14 protein-coding genes are annotated in these 17,720 nt (G+C 70.8%); 8 read left to right on the top strand and 6 right to left on the bottom strand.

What is annotated here, in order from left to right; translation table 11 throughout:
* Positions 1-76: 76 nt before the first annotated feature.
* Positions 77-1,042, top strand: coding sequence for a serine hydrolase (locus OG963_RS28865; RefSeq protein ID WP_371799616.1), 966 nt, complete (start codon positions 77-79; stop codon positions 1,040-1,042).
* A 112-nt stretch (positions 1,043-1,154) separates the two neighbouring features.
* Positions 1,155-4,943 (top strand): ABC transporter ATP-binding protein, encoded by a 3,789-nt coding sequence (locus OG963_RS28870; protein ID WP_371799617.1) that lies wholly within the window; start codon positions 1,155-1,157, stop codon positions 4,941-4,943.
* Between the two features lie 68 nt (positions 4,944-5,011).
* On the opposite strand, the gene OG963_RS28875 is transcribed toward OG963_RS28870, so the two are convergent.
* The gene (locus OG963_RS28875) at positions 5,012-5,494 is read right to left on the bottom strand and encodes a hypothetical protein (RefSeq protein WP_256328189.1); all 483 of its coding nucleotides are present in this window, start codon (positions 5,492-5,494) and stop codon (positions 5,012-5,014) included.
* Between the two features lie 180 nt (positions 5,495-5,674).
* Here OG963_RS28875 and OG963_RS28880 point away from each other — a divergent pair, with 180 nt between their 5' ends.
* Both OG963_RS28880 and OG963_RS28885 read left to right on the top strand, forming a co-directional pair.
* A complete protein-coding gene (locus tag OG963_RS28880) occupies positions 5,675-6,112 on the top strand; it encodes a hypothetical protein (RefSeq protein WP_093776994.1) in 438 nt (145 codons plus the stop codon).
* A gap of 95 nt (positions 6,113-6,207) precedes the next feature.
* Positions 6,208-7,698: a S28 family serine protease gene (locus tag OG963_RS28885; protein ID WP_093776996.1), complete on the top strand. Its 1,491-nt coding sequence runs from the start codon at positions 6,208-6,210 to the stop codon at positions 7,696-7,698.
* A gap of 74 nt (positions 7,699-7,772) precedes the next feature.
* Here the strand turns inward: OG963_RS28885 and OG963_RS28890 are convergent, their stop codons facing one another.
* Positions 7,773-9,593 (bottom strand): glycoside hydrolase family 3 protein, encoded by a 1,821-nt coding sequence (locus OG963_RS28890; protein WP_319325095.1) that lies wholly within the window; start codon positions 9,591-9,593, stop codon positions 7,773-7,775.
* Positions 9,594-9,792: 199 nt separating this feature from the next.
* Positions 9,793-10,701, bottom strand: coding sequence for a LysR family transcriptional regulator (locus OG963_RS28895; protein ID WP_371799618.1), 909 nt, complete (start codon positions 10,699-10,701; stop codon positions 9,793-9,795).
* Between the two features lie 100 nt (positions 10,702-10,801).
* On the opposite strand from OG963_RS28895, the gene OG963_RS28900 reads away from it, so the two are divergent.
* Positions 10,802-11,710 (top strand): EamA family transporter, encoded by a 909-nt coding sequence (locus tag OG963_RS28900; protein WP_093777000.1) that lies wholly within the window; start codon positions 10,802-10,804, stop codon positions 11,708-11,710.
* Between the two features lie 10 nt (positions 11,711-11,720).
* Here OG963_RS28900 and OG963_RS28905 read toward each other — a convergent pair whose 3' ends face one another.
* The gene (locus tag OG963_RS28905) at positions 11,721-12,509 is read right to left on the bottom strand and encodes a sugar phosphate isomerase/epimerase (protein WP_093777002.1); all 789 of its coding nucleotides are present in this window, start codon (positions 12,507-12,509) and stop codon (positions 11,721-11,723) included.
* Positions 12,510-12,630: 121 nt separating this feature from the next.
* Complete coding sequence (locus OG963_RS28910; protein WP_093930515.1) at positions 12,631-13,695, bottom strand: LacI family DNA-binding transcriptional regulator; 1,065 nt, start codon at positions 13,693-13,695, stop codon at positions 12,631-12,633.
* Positions 13,696-13,802: 107 nt separating this feature from the next.
* Here OG963_RS28910 and OG963_RS28915 point away from each other — a divergent pair, with 107 nt between their 5' ends.
* From OG963_RS28915 to OG963_RS28925, 3 genes are read left to right on the top strand one after another with little or no spacing between them, the layout of a single operon-like run.
* Complete coding sequence (locus tag OG963_RS28915; RefSeq protein ID WP_093930516.1) at positions 13,803-14,954, top strand: Gfo/Idh/MocA family protein; 1,152 nt, start codon at positions 13,803-13,805, stop codon at positions 14,952-14,954.
* Positions 14,951-16,096, top strand: coding sequence for a dihydrodipicolinate synthase family protein (locus tag OG963_RS28920; RefSeq protein WP_371799619.1), 1,146 nt, complete (start codon positions 14,951-14,953; stop codon positions 16,094-16,096). Before OG963_RS28915 ends, OG963_RS28920 begins: the two co-directional genes overlap by 4 nt.
* Entirely contained in the window at positions 16,093-16,923 is an 831-nt protein-coding gene (locus tag OG963_RS28925) for a sugar phosphate isomerase/epimerase family protein (RefSeq protein WP_371799620.1), read from the top strand. Before OG963_RS28920 ends, OG963_RS28925 begins: the two co-directional genes overlap by 4 nt.
* A 269-nt stretch (positions 16,924-17,192) precedes the next feature.
* On the opposite strand, the gene OG963_RS28930 is transcribed toward OG963_RS28925, so the two are convergent.
* Positions 17,193-17,660 carry a transglycosylase SLT domain-containing protein gene (locus OG963_RS28930; protein WP_371799621.1) on the bottom strand — a complete coding sequence of 156 codons (468 nt, stop codon included), beginning with the start codon at positions 17,658-17,660 and terminating at the stop codon, positions 17,193-17,195.
* Between the last annotated feature and the right edge of the window lie 60 nt (positions 17,661-17,720).

A 17,720-nucleotide genomic window follows, 5' to 3' on the forward strand; every position in this document is an offset into this window, starting at 1 on the left:
TCGGGCGCTCAGGAGTCTTCTGTGTGCCAGGTGTGCAGGGGGCGCACCACGCAGACCACTCAGGGGGAGACGTCTCATGACGGACCGGCCTCGTATCCACCGCCGCGCACACACCGCGCTCGCCGTCACGCTCGCCGCGGGCGTGCTCGCACCCGTGGCCCTCGCCGCCACGCCCGCCGCGGCCGCGACACCGACGGTGAGCTGTACCTCCGGCAAGGTGGGGCTCGCCGCCAAGCTGTCGAAGGACATCACCGCCGCACTCAAGGGGCGCTCGTCGACCACGGCGATCGCGCTCTACGACCGGACCACCAAGACGTCGTGCACGATGCGGTCCACGAGCAAGTACGACTCCGCGAGCGTCGTGAAGGCGACCGTCCTCGCGACGCTGCTCTGGGACAACAAGAAGCACAACCGCTACCTCACGCAGCGCGAGGTCAACCTCGCCACCGCCATGATCACCAAGTCCGACAACGACGCGACCACCAGCCTGTGGAAGCAACTCGGCGTGACCAAGGTGAAGGCGTTCCTGAAGGCCGCGGGGATGACGCACACCGTGCCCGGCTCCGGCGGCTACTGGGGGCTGACCCAGATCACCGCGCAGGACGAGCTGCGACTGCTGTCCCTGCTGACCGCGAAGAATTCCGTGCTCAGTGACAACTCGCGCGCGTACGAGCTCGGCCTGATGCGCAAGGTCATCTCCTCGCAGCGGTGGGGGACGCCCGCCGGTGCGCCGTCCGGGGTGACCGTCCAGGTCAAGAACGGCTGGCTGCCGCGCGCCACGCACGGCTGGCGGGTGCACAGCATCGGCGCGTTCACCGGGAAGGGGCACGACTACGGGATCACCGTGCTCACCCAGGACAACAAGACGATGAACGACGGCGTCAACACCATCCAGGCGGTCGCCCGGGCCGTACACAAGGACCTGAACCCGGCCGCCACCGCGCAGACGACGATCGCCCCGCCGGCGAAGCCGCAGGAAGCGGTACCGGCGGTGCCCGGTGCTTCCGCCGTGCCGATGGTGACGGCCGCACCGCAGTCGTAGTCCCTCGGGTCCGGGCCCTGGGCCGAACGGACCATATTCGTGACGGCGGGATGAAATCCGCAGCCTGCCGCGTTGGTGCCTTCCGGTAGATCAGGTCGAACGGGAGGCACCGGTGACGGACGCAGGCACGGACGCGGAGCGGCGGGGCTGGGCCCGGCGGCTGGGCGGCTACGCATGGCGCTACCGGCGCAATGTGCTGCTGGCACTCGGCTCGTCGCTCGCCGGAATGGCCGTGCTGGCGCTCGTCCCGCTGATCACCAAGGTGATCATCGACGATGTCGTGGGCAACCACACCCGCTCCCTCGGAGTCTGGACCGGCCTCCTGATCGCGGCGGCCCTGCTGGTGTACATATCGACGTACGTCCGCCGCTACTACGGAGGGCGGCTCGCCCTCGACGTCCAGCACGATCTGCGCACCGAGATGTACGGGACGCTCACCCGGCTCGACGGGAAGCGGCAGGACGAGCTGTCCACCGGGCAGGTCGTCGGGCGCGCCACCAGCGACCTTCAGCTGATCCAGGGCCTTCTTTTCATGCTTCCGATGACCATCGGGAACGTGCTGCTCTTCCTCATCTCCCTGGTGATCATGGCGTGGCTCTCCCCGGTGCTGACACTGGTCGCGCTCGCCGTCGCCCCCGCCCTCTGGTTCATCGCCCGCCGCTCCCGCTCCCGGCTCTTCCCTGCCACCTGGTACGCCCAGGGCCAGGCCGCCGCGGTCGCCGGAGTCGTCGACGGGGCCGTCTCCGGGGTCCGGGTCGTCAAGGGGTTCGGACAGGAGGAGCAGGAGACCGGCAAACTGCGCGAGGTGGGGCGGAAGCTGTTCGCCGGGCGGCTGCGCACCATCCGGCTGAACGCCAGGTACACCCCCGCCCTCCAGGCCGTCCCCGCGCTCGGCCAGGTCGCGATGCTGGCGCTCGGCGGCTGGCTCGCCACCCGCGGCGAGATCACCCTCGGCACCTTCGTGGCCTTCTCCACCTATCTCGCCCAGCTCGTCGGGCCGGTCCGGATGCTCGCCATGGTGCTCACCGTCGGGCAGCAGGCCCGCGCCGGTGTGGAGCGCGTGCTCGAACTGATCGACACCGAGCCCACCATGAAGGACGGCACGGTGGAGCTCCCGGCGGACGCCCCCGCGCGCGTCGAGTTCGACGACGTGCGGTTCGGGTACGGTCCGCCTCGCTCCGCCTCCGCTCAAGACACAGGCCTGGGAAGCGGAGCCCCCGAGCGGCTGGTCCTCGACGGGTTCTCGCTGACCATCGAGCCCGGTGAGACCGTCGCCGTCGTCGGCGCCTCCGGCAGCGGGAAGTCCACCGTCTCCCTGCTGCTGCCCCGCTTCTACGACGTGTCGCACGGCGCCGTCCTGGTCGGCGGCCACGACGTCCGCGAACTCACCCAGGACTCGCTGCGGGCCGCCATCGGCCTCGTGCCCGAGGACAGCTTCCTCTTCTCCGACACGGTCCGCGCCAACATCGCGTACGGACACCCGGACGCCACTCAGGAGCAGATCGAGCGGGCCGCCCGCGCCGCCCAGGCGGACCGTTTCATCGCCGACCTTCCCCTGGGCTACGACACCAAGGTCGGCGAGCACGGCCTGACCCTCTCCGGCGGCCAGCGCCAGCGCGTCGCGCTCGCCCGCGCCATCCTCACCGACCCCCGGCTGCTTCTCCTCGACGACGCCACCTCCGCCGTCGACGCCCGCGTCGAGCACGAGATCCACGAGGCGCTGGCGCAGGTGATGGCGGGCCGCACGACCCTGCTGATCGCCCACCGCCGCTCCACCCTGGGCCTCGCCGACCGGATCGCCGTTCTGGAGGAGGGCCGGCTCGCCGACATCGGTACGCACGAGGAGCTGGAGCGCCGCTCCCCGCTCTACCGGCGTCTGCTGACCGACCCGGACGAGCTGGGCGGCACCTCCCCGGGCCACCAGCCGGTCCTGGCCGACACGGCCGTCGAGGACGACCGGGCGCTCCAGGAGGAGCTGGAAGCGGACTTCGACGCCGAGCGCGGCATCAGCCCCGGCCTGTGGGTCCGCAAGGAGGAGCCCCGCGACACCGGCGCCGCCGGCATGCCCGCCACCCCCGAGCTGCTCGCCCAGGTCGAGGCGCTGCCCCCGGCCACCGACGTCCCGGACATCGACGAGGCGCGCGCCGTGCGCTCCGAGGAGTCCTACGGGCTGCGCCGGCTGCTGCACGGCTTCGGCCTGCCGCTGCTGGTGAGCCTCGCGCTCGTCGCCGTCGACGCAGGCATGGGCCTGCTCCTGCCGGTGCTGATCCGGCACGGCATCGACCAGGGCGTCACGCAGATGGCACTCGGTGCGGTCTGGGCAGCCTCCGCGATCGCCCTGTTCGTCGTGCTGGCGCAGTGGGCGGCGCAGATCGGCGAGACCCGGATGACGGGCCGCACCGGCGAGCGGGTGCTCTACTCGCTGCGGCTGAAGATCTTCGCGCAGCTCCAGCGGCTCGGCCTCGACTACTACGAGCGCGAGCTGACCGGCCGCATCATGACCCGGATGACGACGGACATCGACGCGCTGTCCACGTTCCTGCAGACCGGTCTGGTCACGGCCTTCGTCTCCGTCGTCACGTTCTTCGGCATCATGGTCGCGCTGCTCGTCCTCGACGTCGAGCTCGCACTCGTCGTCTTCGCGACGCTTCCGGTGCTGGTCATCGGTACGTTCTTCTTCCGCCGCAAGAGCGTCAAGGCGTACGAACTGGCCCGTGAGCGGATCAGCGTCGTCAACGCTGACCTCCAGGAGTCCGTCTCCGGGCTCCGGATCGTGCAGGCGTTCCGCCGTGAGCGGGACGGTGCCGCGCGGTTCGCCGACCGCAGCGACCACTACCGCGAGGCCCGGGTGCGCGGCCAGTGGCTGATCTCGGTCTACTTCCCGTTCGTGCAGCTGCTGTCTTCGGTGGCCGCGGCCGCCGTACTGATCGTGGGTGCGGGCCGGGTCGACAACGGCACACTCACCACCGGCGCGCTCGTCGCGTATCTGCTCTACATCGACCTGTTCTTCGCGCCCGTGCAGCAGCTGTCCCAGGTGTTCGACGGCTACCAGCAGGCCACCGTCTCGCTCGGCCGTATCCAGGAACTCCTCCGGGAGCCGACCTCCACCGCCGACTCCGTGGAGCCGTTGGACGTCCTGTCGCTGCGGGGCGAGATCGCGTTCGAGGACGTGTCCTTCGCGTACGGCGCCGAGGACGAGGAGGAAGAGGCCCTCACCGGCATCGACCTGCGGATCCCGGCCGGCCAGACCGTCGCGTTCGTCGGCGAGACCGGTGCCGGGAAGTCCACCCTGGTCAAGCTCGTCGCCAGGTTCTACGACCCGACGGGCGGCCGGGTCACGGCGGACGGCACCGATCTGCGCCACCTCGACCTCACGGCGTACCGGCACCGGCTGGGCGTCGTACCGCAGGAGGCCTACCTCTTCGCGGGTTCGGTCCGTGACGCCATCGCCTACGGGCGGCCGGACGCCACCGACGCGCAGGTGGAGGCCGCGGCCCGGGCGGTCGGCGCCCACGACATGATCGCCACGCTGGACGGCGGCTATCTGCACGAGGTCGCCGAACGGGGCCGTAACCTCTCGGCCGGCCAGCGCCAGCTGATCGCACTCGCCCGCGCCGAACTGGTCGACCCGGACGTCCTGCTGCTGGACGAGGCGACCGCCTCCCTGGACCTCGCCAGCGAGGCCCTGGTCAACCAGGCGACCGACCGGCTCACCGGCCGCCGCACCACGCTCGTCGTCGCCCACCGGCTGACCACGGCCGCCCGCGCCGACCGGGTCGTGGTGATGGACCACGGCCGGGTCGTCGAGGACGGCACGCATGACGAACTCCTCGCCCAGGAAGGGCATTACGCCGTGCTCTGGCGGACCTTCATAGGGGAGGACGAGCCCGCGGGGGTCTGAGACCGACCGGCACATGGGGGGGCGGCGTCGCGGGCCCCATGTGCCGATCGGTCTCAACCGGGCGGCTCTCAGCGGATGCCGGAGATCCTGCCGGTCCGCAGGTCCGACCGGACCGTCAGACGGGTGTACGTGGGGTGCTTGCCGCCGCTCCAGGTGAGCCGCACCTTCGACCAGGTGTGACCGGCGCCGCTGTCGCCCGGGGTGACCTTGAAGGCGAGCGGGGTGTTCTGGGCGCGCAGCACACCGTCCGCATGGTTGCGCGCCTCCCAGGTGCGCAACTGCGAGCGGAGCGCGGGCGTGAGGTAGAACGCCCGGAGCGCGGTCGTGAGTGTGCCGCCGCCCTCGGTGCCGGCGGCGTCGATGTAGGCGCCGTAGAAGTGGGCGACCTGCTGGTAGGCCGGGGCCGGGGCGGTGCCGCGTACCGTCACCGGGGCCGTGGGTGCCGGCGGTGCTGCCGCGGCGGCCGGGACCACGGCGACGGCGAGCAGAGCGGTGATGAGAAGGGTGCGGCCTGCGGTGTGGCGGCCGGGCCTGTTGCGGAGTTGGATCACGACAGCTCCTTCCTTTCGTATGGCTCCGCCCAGTTGGACACGTTTTGTGAGAATTCGGTTGCTCCGGATGCGTCGCTCGCCGGGTGCAACCTCCGGATGGCCTCTCGCGTCGTACGCACGTACGCCTATGTGGCACGTTTGGCGAGAGTGTTCGATGGAGCGGATGGGGTGGCTGGGGTGATGGGCCTGCTGGGGACCAGAGGAACCGGAAGGACGGCGAGGGGGAGCGGCGGCGGGAGTCGGCAGGCGCTGGTGCAGCTGCTCGTCCTGGCGCTGGTGAGCGCCGTCGGGCTGGTGCTCGGCGGTACCGGAGCGAGCAGCGCCGGCGCCGTGTCGGTGTGCGGCGGACGGCCCGCGAAGACGGTGAAGTTCGCGACCGGCGAGCTGCGCGTCTACAGGAGCCGCGCCTACGCCTGCGCGGTCACCGTCGCCAAGAGGCCGGGCAAGCGCCGCCAGATGTCCGTCCAGCTGCAGGCACGCGGTGCCCGGCCCGTCGGCGACAGCGGCAGATACACCACGCGGGCAGGCCCGGTGACGGTGCCCGCGCTGCACCGGTGCGTACGGGCCACGGGCTCGGTCTCCGGGACCACACGCACCACGGGCTGGATCCTCTGCTGACGCCGCCTGCCTGACGCCGGGACAACAGGGTCTGGCGGGTCGGGTGTTGCCCCCGCTAGGTTCACGACGAATGTTGTGAATCAAGGGGAGGGTGTATGCGCAAGGCGCTCAGAGGTCTTCTGTCGCTGGCGGTGCTCATAGGCACCGTGACCGCGACGGGTGCCTCGGTCGGTGCGGCCACCGCCGCTGAACCGGCCGCGTTGGATTCCGCCCAGGCCGCCGCGGGCAGTGACAGCGGTACGAGCACGGACATCAAGGACCGCATCCTGGCCATCCCGGGGATGAGTCTGATCGAGGAGAAGCCGTACGCGGGCTATCGCTACTTCGTCCTCAACTACACCCAGCCGATCGACCACCGGCACCCGTCGAAGGGCACGTTCCAGCAGCGGATCACCCTGCTGCACAAGGACACGTCGCGCCCGACGGTCTTCTACACCAGCGGCTACAACGTCTCCACGAACCCCAGTCGCTCCGAGCCGACCCGGATCATCGACGGCAACCAGGTCTCGCTGGAGTACCGCTTCTTCACCCCGTCCCGCCCGGAACCCGCCGACTGGTCGAAGCTCGACATCTGGCAGGCCGCCAGCGACCAGCACCGCGTCTTCACCGCGCTGAAGCGGATCTACTCCAAGAACTGGCTGACCACCGGCGGCTCGAAGGGCGGCATGACCGCCACGTACTTCGAGCGCTTCTACCCCAAGGACATGGACGGCGTAGTCGCGTACGTCGCGCCGAACGACGTGGTCAACAAGGAGGACTCGGCGTACGACCGGTTCTTCCGGAACGTCGGCACCGAGGAGTGCCGCGACCGGCTGAACGGTGTGCAGCGCGAGGCGCTGATTCGCCGCGAACCGCTGGAGAAGAAGTACAAGGAGTACGCCGACGAGAACGGCTACACCTTCAACACCGTCGGCTCGCTCGACAAGGCGTACGAAGCCGTCGTCATGGACTACGTCTGGGCGTTCTGGCAGTACAGCCTGCTCGCCGACTGCGATTCCATCCCGGCCGACGCCAAGTCCGCACCCGACCAGGCGATCTGGGACTCGGTCGACGGCATCTCCGGCTTCTCCGCCTATGCGGACCAGGGCCTGAACACATACACGCCGTACTACTACCAGGCGGGCACCCAGCTCGGCTCGCCGGACATCAAGCAGCCCTGGCTCGGCAACCTCAGCCGGTACGGGTACCAGCCTCCGCGCAACTTCGTCCCGCGCTCCATCCCGATGAAGTTCCAGCCGTCGGTGATGCGTGACGTCGACAGCTGGGTCAAGCACCACGCCAACCACATGCTGTACGTGTACGGCGAGAACGACCCGTGGGGCGCGGAGCGCTTCCGCCTCGGCGCGGGTGCCCGTGACAGCTACGTCTACACGGTGGCGGGCGGCAACCACGGCTCCAATGTGGCCGGTCTCGCCGCCGACGAGAAGGCGAACGCCACCGCGGCCATTCTGCGCTGGGCCGGCGTCACCCCGGCCGCAGTGCAGTCGGACCCGGCGAAGGCGAAGCCGCTCGCTCCGTACGACGCGCGCCTCGACAAGAAGGACGTGACGAGCGAGCGCAGGCAGGGCCCCGCGCTGCGGCCGTAACAGGCCGGCACGGCGTGATGCGTGCCGGGCCCGAACCGTGAGGTCCGGACCCGGCACGCGCGCAGTCCCTCCGGTCAGTACGTCAGCCCGTAGCCGACCGGGTACAGCACCTGCGTCGGGTCGTTCGCCCGCTGCACCGGGACCGGCAGCCTGCCCTGTGGGTCCGCGCGGCCCGCGATCACCCGGGCGGCCGCCCGCAGTTCGACGTCCGTCCAGGAGTAGGCGGCCAGGCTCGCCGCGTGCGCGGGCAGCTGGGCGATGTCGTACGGGTTGCGGATCGCGAGCGTGATCACCGGGACGCCGGTCGCCACGAGGGCGCCGACCAGGGTGCGCTGCGAGCTGGTCGCCGAGACGTTGTACGTCCCCACGATCACCGCGTCCTTGCCCTGTGCCGCCGCCACCGCCTCGGCGATCTTCGCCTGGGTGGGTGCGGTGCCGGTGGACAGCGCGGTCGCCGCGTAACCCAGTTCACCGAAGGCGGTGGCGAGGGTGGTGGTCGGCGGACCCGTGGTACCGGACGGGGAGGCCGGATCGGCGCCGACCACGAGAAGGTTCCTGTGGGAGCGGCGGGACAGCGGCAGCAGCGCACCGTCGTTGGTGAGCAGGGTGGTGGTGTGCTCGGCGATCCGGTCGGCGGCGGCGAGGTGCGCCCGGGTACCGACGGCACGGTCCACGCCGCGGTGGGTGACGAACGGGTCGTCGAACAGCCCCAGCTTCATCTTCAGCCGCAGGATGCGCAGGATCGATTCCTCGATCCTGGCCTCGCTGATCTCGCCGCTCTTCACCGCCGCGAGGAGCGCGTTCCAGGAGACATCGAGGTCCGGCGGGTTCAGCAGCTGGTCCACGCCCGCCTGCAGGGCCAGGACGGGCACGCGCTCGTCGCCGTACTTCGTCCGCACGCCCTCCATGCCGAGCGAGTCCGTGACCACGACACCGTCGTAACCGAGCTCCTCGCGCAGGATGCCGGTGAGGATCGGCCGGGACAGCGTGGCCGGGTCCTCGGCCGGGTCGAGAGCGGGGACGACGATGTGGGCGGTCATGATCGCGTCGATGCCGGCGGCGATCGCGGCCCGGAACGGCGGGGAGTCCAGCTCGGCCCACTGCTCGCGGGTGTGGTGGATGTACGGCAGACCGGTGTGGCTGTCGGTGTTCGTGTCACCGTGGCCGGGGAAGTGTTTGGCCGTCGAGGCGATCCCGGCGACCTGATACCCCTTCACCTGGGCGGCGACCATCGCGGCCACGGCCTGCGGGTCGGCGCCGAAGGAGCGTACGCCGATGACCGGGTTGGCCGGGTTGATGTTGACATCGGCGTCCGGGGCGTAGTTCTGGTTGATGCCGATCGCGGCCAGCTCGGTGCCCGCGATCTTCCCGGCCCGGCGGGCGTCGGAGGACGAACCCCCCGCACCCAGCGCCATCGCGCCCGGCATCAGTGTGGCGGGCTCGCCGACGCGGCAGACGATGCCGTGCTCCTGGTCGGTGGAGATGAGAAGGGGCAGAGGGGTGCGGCCGGCGAGACCGGCGCGCTGGATGCCGTTGGAGAGGTCGGCGATCTGGTGCGGGTCACGGGTGTTGTGCGCCCAGGCGAAGTAGATGATGCCGCCGACGTGGTACTTGGCGATCAACTCGGCGGCGGTACGGACCCCGATCTCGGTCAGGTTGGCGTCGATGTCGGCCTGGTCGGGTTCGGTGGCGGAGTGCCCGTAGACCCGCATCACGAAGAGCTGGCCGACCTTCTCCTCCAGGCTCATCCGGGAGATGAGCTGCTTGAGGCGCTTGGTGGTGGAGGAGGCGGAGGCTGCGGCGGCTCCGGGGGTGGAGACCGCGCCGGTCGCGGCCGCTGCGACAGTCGCGGCGGTGGCGGTGAGGAGGGTGCGTCTGGAGGTGCGGTGGTGCACGTGAGCTCCTTCGGCCGTTCTCGGTGACGAGGGGGTGGTGAAAGAAACTTCCAATGGTCACGGATATCCAGAAAGTAACTACCGGTCAAGGGGACAGCCCGAACTGGGCCCATCCGGCGAACGAGGACGGACGCCGGCGCACCCCGCACACCCCGTTCCTCTTGCGCCCCTTGCCCCGCACCCCGCACAGGGCCCGCCCCTACACCAGCCCCACCCTCGCGCCCCGCCCCTGAAGGGCCGTCACCGCCGCCGTGATCGCCGGCCGCCGGGCCGCCTCCGTACGCCACACCGCGTACAGCCTCCGCACCGGCACGGGATCGAGCCGCACCGCCACCACCCCGTCCGGCAGCGGCCCACGCCCCAGCCGCGGGATCATCGCGACGCCGAGACCGGCGGCGAGCAGCGCCAGCTGGGTGTGGTTCTCCTCCGCCTGATACCGGATGTCCGGTTCGTAACCCGCCGCCCGGAGCGTCCGTACGAGCCAGTCGTGGCAGACCGTCCCCGGCGGCTGGCAGATCCACCGCTCCTTCGCCAGCTCCTCGCGCCGCACCGCGTCCCGCCCGGCGAGCCGGTGACCCTCGGGTACCAGCAGATCGCACCGGTCGTCGCCGATCACCGCCTGTGCCACGCCCTCCGGGGCAGGCAGCGGGGCGATGTCCCAGTCGTGCGCGACCGCCAGGTCGATCACGCCCTTGGCCACCAGATCGACGGACAGATGCGGATCGACCTCGGTCAGCCGGACGTCCAGAGCCGGGTGGTCCTGCCCCAGCTCGGCCAGCACACCGGGCAGCAGACCGCGCGCCGCTGAGGCGAAAGCACCGATCGACAGCCGCCCGGTGGGCAGCCCCCGACGCTCCTCCAGCGTGGTCTCGGCACGCTCCACGATCGCCAGCAACTGCTGTGCGGTGGCGGCGAGATGGAGTGCCTCCTCGGTGAGCGCGACACCGCGGCCACGCCGTTCCAGCAGTGTGGTGCGGGTCTCCCGCTCCAGCTTGGTGATCTGCTGGGAGACCGCCGACGGGGTGTAACCGAGAGCTGCCGCGGCGCCCGCGACGGAGCCGTGGACGGAGATGGCGTGCAGGGCGCGCAGTCGGGACAGATCGAGCACCGGAACCCCCCGGACCTTGCCGATTCGTTAGTGATGCTCAATTCCACCATGAAGAAATCCGCGCTGGTGCTACATGGTCGGGGCAGGTGATCCTCGGTCCATGCGTCCCCTTCACATAGCCCTGGCCGCCCTGGTGGCTGCCGTCTGGGGTGTCAACTTCGTCGTCATCGAGGTCGGTCTCGGCCACTTCCCGCCGCTGCTCTTCTCCGCCCTGCGCTTCCTGGTCGCCGCGCTGCCCGCGGTGTTCTTCGTCGGACGCCCCAAGGTCGCCGGCAAGTGGATCGTGGGCGTCGGACTCGTCCTCGGAGTGGCGAAGTTCGGACTGCTCTTCATCGGCATGGACCGGGGGATGCCGGCCGGGCTCTCCTCCCTGGTGCTTCAGGTCCAGGCGGTCTTCACGGCCCTGTTCGCGGCGCTGGCACTCGGCGAACGACCGGGCAGGGTCAGGGTGCTGGGGATGGCGGTGGCGCTCGCGGGCATCGGGGTGGCGGCGGTCGACGAGGGCGCGAGCGGCCCCGTGCTCGCCTTCGTCCTGGTGATCGCGGCGGCGGCCTGCTGGGGCGTGTCCAACGTCCTGACCCGCAAGGCCGCCCCGCCGGACTCGCTCAACTTCATGGTGTGGGTCTCGACCGTGCCCGTACTGCCGCTGCTCGGTCTCTCCCTCCTCTTCGAAGGCTGGGACCGCGACGCGGACGCGCTTGCCGCGCTGGACTGGAGCGGTGTCGGGATCATCGTGTACGTCGCCTGGATCACGACGGTCTTCGGCTTCGGGGCGTGGGGCTTCCTGCTGCGTCACCACCCGGCGTCGTCCGTGGCGCCGTTCACCCTGCTCGTCCCGGTCTTCGGGATGTCATCGGCGGCGCTGCTGCTCGACGAGTCGGTGAGCCCCTTGCGGTGGTGTGCGGCGGCGCTGCTGGTGGGCGGGGTGGCGCTGACATCCCTGGCGGGGACGCGCCGGCCGCGTCCCGCGACGACGGAGACCGCGGAACCGCAGCCGGCGGGTGCCTGAACCCGGGCACCTACTCCTTCGGCGCGCCCAGCCGCAGCAGATGGTCGCGTCCCGCGCTCAGCAGCCCGGGCAGGTCGGCCGCGCCCGGGTGCCAGCGCTTCTCGTACTCCCAGCAGACCCAGCTGTCCGGGTCCAGGGTGTCCAGGCAGGCCCGGAGCGGCAGCACCCCGGCGCCGAGGGGCAGCGGAGTGAGGTCGTCCGCCGACGCGATGTCCTTCACCTGTACGTATCCCAGGTGCGGGGCGAGGACCGCATGGCTCGCGACCGGCTCCTCGCCGGCCAGCCAGGTGTGCATGACGTCCCACAGCGCACCGACCTGCCGGTGCCCGACCGTCCCCACGACACGGGCCACGGCGGCCCCGGCCCGGTGCGAGTCATGGGTCTCCAGGAGGATCCGCACGCCCAGATCGGCGGCGTACGGAGCGGCCGCGCCCAGCCTGCGGGCGGCGTTCGCATCGGCCGTGTCCGGGTCCAGCCCGCCACCGCCGGGGAAGACCCGGACATTCGACGCGCCGAGATCCCGCGCCAGCTCCACCAGGCCGACGAGCTCGTCCAGCACCGGCTGGTCGTCCCCCTCGGCGGCGACCCGGACGTACCCGGCTACGGTCAGGATCTCGACGCCGCCCCGCTTGAACTCGTCGGCCACACCGGCGCGTTCGGCCGACGAGAGCCCCGGGTGCACCGGCTCCTCGGGATGGGCGCGCAGCTCCACCCCCTGATAGCCGTGCTCGACGGCGAGCCGGATGACGTCGGCGACCGGCATCCCCGGCACTCCGAGGGTCGAGAAAGCGAGCTTCACGTGCGTTTTCCTTCCGTCGGTACGTGCCCCTGCACCGTACGGACCGGAGAGCGGCCCGCACATCATCGGCCCACGGCACGCAGTACGCGTACCCCCGACCCGGCGGCGGAACCCGGCCGGGTCACTTCCGCGGCGGCGCCGTCGACCCCCGGACCATCAGTTCCGCCGCGATCGTCGCGATGCCACCCGGCGGCGGGGTCTCCTTGCCCATCGCCAGCCGGCCCGCCCGGGCCCCCGCCTCGAACAGCGGCAGTCGTACGGTCGTCAGGGCAGGGACCGCGTCCACCGAGAACGGCAGGTCGTCGAAGCCTGCCACGGAGATGTCCTCGGGGATGCGGAAGCCGCGGTCCCGGATCGCCGCGCTCGCGCCCAGGGCCACCGTGTCGTTGGCGGCGACGATCGCCGTCACCTCCGGTTCCCGGCGCAGGAGTTCGAGCGTCGCGTCGTAACCGGAGCGGCGGGCGTACGGGCCGTGCACGGTGAGGCGCTCCTCGTCGCCGCCCAGCCCGGCATCCTGCATCGCCTCGCGGTGGCCTTCCAGCCGGTGACGGGTCGTCGTCCGCTCCGGTGGGCCCGCGACATAACCGATCCGCCGGTGGCCGAGCGAGAGCAGATGCTCGGTGAGGCGCCGGCCACCGCCCCGGTTGTCGAAGGCGAGCGCCGCCACGATCGTCTCGCCCTCCGGCAGCGGGGGCCGCCCGCACAGCACCACCCGGGTCCCCGCGTCCGCGAGTTTCGCCAGCTTCGCGTTCATCGAGGCCTGGTGCGCCGGGTCCTCCACGGCGCCGCCGGTGAGGATGACGGCTGCGGCGCGCTGACGCTGGAGCAGGGTGAGGTAGGTGAGTTCGCGTTCGGGGGAGCCGCCGGTGTTGCAGATGACGGCGAGCTTCTCGCCCCCGGCGCGTCCGGAGCCGTCGCCCGGCCCGCCGATCTCGGTCTGCGCAGCCCCGGCCATGATTCCGAAGAACGGGTCGGCGATGTCGTTGACCAGGATGCCGACCAGGTCGGACGTGGCGGCGGCGAGTGAACTGGCCGGTCCGTTCAGTACGTAGTCGAGGTCGTCCACCGCGCGCAGCACCCGTTCCCGGGTGGATGCCGCGACCGGGTAGTTGCCGTTGAGCACGCGGGAGACGGTGGCGGGCGACACCCGGGCGCGAGCCGCCACATCCGCCAGGGTGACTGTCATCGCTTCCTCCGAGGGTTTTGGAGCGGGCCCTCTTGTCCAGGCCGCTGTCGGCAGGCTAGCGTCATATCGCATAGAAAGCGCTTGCTACGGCTGTATGGAGGAACTTCGTGACACGCAGGACAGTGCGCATCGCCATGAACGGCGTCACGGGTCGCATGGGATACCGGCAGCACCTGGTGCGCTCGATCCTCGCGATCCGCGAGCAGGGCGGCCTCGACCTCGGCGACGGCGAGGTGCTGTGGCCCGAACCCGTCCTCGTCGGCCGCCGCGCGCACGCGCTGGAGGAACTCGCCGCTCAGCACGGCCTGACCGAGTGGTCGACCGACCTCGACGCGGTCCTCGCGGACGAGTCGATCGACATCTACTTCGACGCCCAGGTCACCTCGGCCCGGGTCGAAGCGATCAAGAAGGCGATCGCCGCGGGCAAGCACATCTACACCGAGAAGCCCACCGCGACCGACGTGGACGGCGCCCTGGAGCTGGCCCGCCTCGCCCGCGACGCCGGGATAAAGCACGGCGTCGTCCAGGACAAGATCTTCCTGCCGGGTCTGCTGAAGCTGAAGCGCCTCATCGACGGCGGCTTCTTCGGCGAGATCCTCTCCGTGCGCGGCGAGTTCGGCTACTGGGTCTTCGAAGGCGACTGGCAGGAGGCCCAGCGCCCGTCCTGGAACTACCGGGCCGAGGACGGCGGAGGCATCGTCGTCGACATGTTCCCGCACTGGGAGTACGTACTCCACGAGCTGTTCGGCCAGGTCACGACCGTACAGGCGCATGTCCAGACGCACATCCCGCAGCGCTGGGACGAGCAGGGGAAGCCGTACGCCGCCACCGCCGACGACGCCGCCTACGGCATCTTCCAGCTGGCGAGCGGCGCCGTCGCCCAGATCAACTCCTCCTGGGCCGTGCGCGTCAACCGCGACGAGCTCGTCGAGTTCCAGGTCGACGGAACCCACGGCTCCGCCGTCGCCGGCCTCCGTAACTGCCGCGTCCAGCACCGCTCGGCCACGCCCAAGCCGGTCTGGAACCCCGACCTCCCGGTCACCGAGCCGTTCCGCGACCAGTGGCAGGAAGTCCCCGACAACACCGTCTTCGACAACGGCTTCAAGGCTCAGTGGGAGCTCTTCCTGCGCCACATCGTGCTCGACGAGCCGTACACCTGGGACCTGATGGCCGGTGCCCGCGGCGTGCAGCTCGCCGAGCTCGGGCTCAAGTCCTCCGCCGAGGGCCGGCGCTTCGACGTACCGGAGCTGACGCTGTGACGATCCACCTCCCGCAGGGCCCCTACGAGCCCCGCACCACCCCGCTCGACCTCGCCCCGGGCGGGTCACCGCTCGTCTCCCGTACGGTCTTCTCCGCCGCGCATGTCGTCGCCGACCCGTACGCCGATGTCAGCCCCGACGGCCCCGCCGCTGTCGACTGGGACGCCACCCTCGCCTTCCGTCGCCACCTCTGGTCGCACGGCCTCGGCGTCGCCGAAGCCATGGACACCGCACAGCGCGGCATGGGCCTGGACTGGGCGGGCGCCGCCGAACTGATCCGCCGCTCCGCCGCCGAGGCGAAGGCGGTCGGCGGCCGGATCGCCTGCGGCGTCGGTACCGACCAACTTGCCGCCGGCCCGGCCACGCTCGGCGAGGTGAAGGCCGCGTACGAGGAACAGCTCACCCTGGTCGAGGAGAGCGGCGCCCAGGCCATCCTGATGGCGTCCCGCGCCCTCGCCGCCGCCGCGAACGGCCCCGAGGACTACCTGGAGACGTACGCACACCTGCTGCGCCAGGCCTCGGAGCCGGTCGTCCTGCACTGGCTCGGCCCGATGTTCGACCCGGCTCTGGAGGGCTACTGGGGTTCGACGGACCTCGACGCGGCAACCGACACGTTCCTGAAGGTCATCGCGGAACACCCGGACAAGGTCGACGGCATCAAGATCTCGCTCCTCGACGCCGGGCGTGAGATCGACGTACGCCGCCGCCTGCCCGGTGGGGTGCGCTGCTACACCGGCGACGACTTCAACTACCCCGAACTGATCGCGGGCGACGACCGCGGCTTCAGCCACGCGCTGCTCGGCATCTTCGACCCGCTCGGTCCGCTGGCCGCCCACGCGGTCCGCGTCCTGGACACCGGGGACGTCCAGGGCTTCCGGGAACTCCTCGACCCGACCATCGAGTTGTCCCGGCACCTCTTCCGGACGCCCACCCGCTTCTACAAGACGGGCGTGGTCTTCCTCGCCTGGCTGGCAGGCCACCAGGACCACTTCACGATGGTCGGCGGCCTCCAGTCCGCCCGCTCGCTTCCGCACCTGGCGAAGGCGTACGAACTCGCCGACCGGCTGGGCCTGTTCCCCGACCCGGAGCTGGCCGAATCCCGGATGCGCGCCCTGCTCACGGTCAACGGAGGTGTCCGATGACGGATCTGTCGCGTCTGAGCATCAACCAGGAGACCATCAAGCAGTGGTCGCTGCCCGAGCTCACCGAGGGCTGCGTCAAGGCGGGCATCGACAAGGTCGGTCTGTGGCGGGCCCCCGTCCAGGGCTACGGAGTCGAGCGCACCGCCCAACTCCTCGCCGACGCCGGGATCTCCGTCACCAGCCTCTGCCGGGGCGGCTTCTTCACCGCACTCGACCCGGCCGAACGGGCCCGCGCCCTGGACGACAACCGCGCCGCGATCGACGAGGCGGCGGCGCTGTCCACCGACACCCTGGTCCTGGTCTCCGGCGGCCTCCCGGCGGGCAGCCGCGACCTGCACGGCGCCCGCGGACGCATCGCGGAAGCGCTCGCCGAGCTGGGCCCGTACGCGCAGGAACGAGGCGTCCGCCTGGCGATCGAACCGCTGCACCCGATGTTCGCCTCGGACCGTTGCGTCGTCTCCACCCTGTCCCAGGCCCTGGACATCGCCGAGCGCTTCCCGGCGGAGCAGGTCGGCGTGGTCGTCGACACGTACCACATCTGGTGGGACGACCAGGCGGCCGCCCAGATCGCCCGGGCCGGTGCGGGCGGCCGTATCCACTCGTTCCAGCTGGCGGACTGGATCACCCCGCTCCCGGCGGGCGTACTGGTCGGACGGGGCCAACTGGGCGACGGTAGCGTCGACTTCCGCGCGTTCCGCGAGATGGTCGAGGCCACCGGCTTCACCGGTCCGATCGAGGTGGAGATCTTCAACGAGGGCCTGTGGGCGCGCGACGGCGCCGAAGTTCTCGCGGAGGTCGCGGCCCGGTACGTCGAGCACGCCTGCTGAGAGCGGGTGCGAGGCGACCGGGCAAAGAGATCGTAAAGGCGTGCAACCCTTCGGTGGCCTGCCGGGTCGTATGTTGCGTCGGGCGCTTCCGGGGAGGGATCCGGGGGGATCGGGAAGCCCTGATGAGGGTGGGGGAAAGCGAGAGGGGCCCGGTCTTGGACCGGGCCCCATTTCGCTTTACCGGGCCTGTTTCGCCGGCCTCCGGCAACCGGCCGGCCCGGACCGGGCCGGTTCGGCAGCCGTCGTGGGCCGGCTTCGGCGCCGGCTGATCAGTAGGCCGAGTTGACGTTGTCGATCGAGCCGTAGCGGTGGGCCGCGTAGTTGCAGGCGGCGGTGATGTTGGCGACCGGATCGTAGATGTTCCACGAGGTGCCGTCCACGTGGTACGTCTTGAAGGTCGGGTCGATGACCTGGAGCAGGCCCTTGGACGGTATGCCCTTGGCGGCGTTGGAGTCCCAGTTGTTGATCGCGTTCGGGTTGCCGCTCGACTCACGCATCAGGTTGCGGTAGATGCCGTTGTAGGAGCCTGGGATGCCCTTGGCGTGCATGATCTCCAGCGACTGGTTGATCCAGGTGCTGACGTTGCCGGTGGACTGGGCGGGGGTGGCTGCCGAGGCGGCCGGGGCACCGGCGACGGTGCAGGCGGCGATCGCGGTACCGGCGGTGACCATGCCCAGCGTGATCTTCTTGATCTGGGTCATGTGAGCGAACTTCTTGGACATCGCGGGGATCTGCATCGGAATTACCTCTCCCGTGGGGATGCCAAGAATTGTTAAGCGAGTTCAAACTTCCGGTCA

It is taken from the genome of Streptomyces sp. NBC_01707 (assembly GCF_041438805.1).
GTDB lineage: Bacteria > Actinomycetota > Actinomycetes > Streptomycetales > Streptomycetaceae > Streptomyces.